Origin of the sequence: Synechococcus sp. R8-2 (genome assembly GCF_047461715.1) — a bacterium.
In the GTDB taxonomy this organism is placed as follows: domain Bacteria; phylum Cyanobacteriota; class Cyanobacteriia; order Thermostichales; family Thermostichaceae; genus Thermostichus.
In genome coordinates, this window is the sequence record NZ_JANSHQ010000228.1 from 1 (window position 1) to 1,660 (window position 1,660).

Below are 1,660 nucleotides of genomic sequence, written 5' to 3' on the forward strand. Positions count from 1 at the left end.
TTCAACAGATCAAGATCGAGGGGCAGAGCGGAGCTCTCAAGCTCCTGAGGCATGAAAAAACCTCTGGGAGTCTGTCCGTGTTTCGACCCCAGAGGCTTCTTCTCTTCACTCCTCACCACTATTGAGCGTAGCCGCCCTTCCAAAGGCTGTCAAGCACTTTCCCATTGGGGTTGGCGTGTGGGAAATTGCGCTAGGGTGGCACTGCCGTACAGGATCATCTGCTGGGGCTGCAAGTTCACCCGGTCTACCCGCAGCTCAGTGCCTCGCAAGGCGAGCCGATCCAAATCCAGAAGCTCATTCAGGCAGCGTACCAAAGCTTGGCTCAAGGCCAGCTCCTCTTCTGTACCGCTTTCAAACACTGGATCTGTAAAGCGGATGCGACGCCGCTCCAGCACCTCAACCTGGGCGGAAAAACCGACGCAGAAAGCCCTGACTTCTCCCTGCTGTACATTTGCCTGGAATTGCAGTCGTCGCGCCGGGGTGATGCTGATATGGACGTGATGGAAGGATAGGGGGCTATCATCCTGCTTTCCTAAGGCCAGCCTATTCAGCACAAAAGGTGTGTTAAACGATTGCGCCAGATCGTCTTCGCTCAGCACCACGCGCATTGTGGCCTGTACTGGCTGGCGCAGCTTGATCTTCCCCTGCCAAATTTGGCTGAAATCGATGGCCACCGCATTGCAGAATAGCTCCAGAGCCGAAAGCCTCAGGCCGTTGTACATCTGCAGATGCTGGCCCAACAGTTCAAAGCTGTCGATACGACCCTGCAACAATTTGGCAACAGGCTCCACTCGCACGCGCGCCTCCAGCCGCTCTGCATGCTTAAAGAGGGCACGAATGGCTGCGCCTACCCCTCGGCTAACCCAATCGACAGCCATGGGATTCTGCAGGGAAAGTTGGGGCAGGAGTCCTGTAGCCATGGGAAAAGGTAAAGAGCGCCTACAGGGATCATAACCAACCATTAAGAAAAGTTACAACCTTTGCCAACGGAGAGGCTGTTCTCTCAGGGGTAGGTGCGTCCCTCCTGCATAGCCGAGCGGGCCACGGCTGCGATCCCCTGGTCGGTGGCACGGGGCAGATGAAAGTACCGTCCGCCCGCCAATTCCGCCAGCTCGGCGCTGAAGCCGGTGGTTACAAAGCGGCTTTGGGAATCGATCAAAAGCAGCTTCAACCCCAGGGCGCGGATGCGCAGGGCGATCTCCCGCAGCTCTTGCTTGAGGTCGATGGGATCCGCTCCCAACTGGCTTTTGCTGTCGCTCCGTCCCAAGGAGCGGCTGAGGGGAATGTTGGCCCGGCCATCGGTGAGGGCCACCAGCATCACCTGACCTACATCGCCAGCGGTGCGGGCATTGACTCCCATGCGCACGGCTTGGGTGAGGGCATGGGCGAGAGGGGATCCCCCGCCACAGGGCAGGGATTCCAGACGGCGGCGGGCCAGCTCGATGGAGCGGGTGGGGGGGAGCAACACTTCGGCAGTTTCCCCACGAAAGGCGATGAGGGCCACCTTGTCACGGTTTTGGTAAGCCTCGGTGAGCAGGCGCAGGGCGGCACCTTTGGCCGCTTGCATGCGGTTGAGGGCCATGGAGCCGGAGGCGTCCACCACAAAGATCACCAGGGCTCCGGCCTTGCGAACCAGCTTTTTGGCGCGGATATCGCTCGG

2 protein-coding genes are annotated in these 1,660 nt (G+C 59.4%); both read right to left on the reverse strand.

Translation table 11 applies throughout. The features are described from left to right. Positions 1-149: 149 nt before the first annotated feature. Positions 150-920 carry a DUF2993 domain-containing protein gene (locus NW819_RS06165; protein ID WP_414413214.1) on the reverse strand — a complete coding sequence of 257 codons (771 nt, stop codon included), beginning with the start codon at positions 918-920 and terminating at the stop codon, positions 150-152. Between the two features lie 83 nt (positions 921-1,003). Further along, the coding region (locus NW819_RS06170) for a VWA domain-containing protein (protein ID WP_414413215.1) at positions 1,004-1,660 on the reverse strand (657 nt) is incomplete at its 5' end.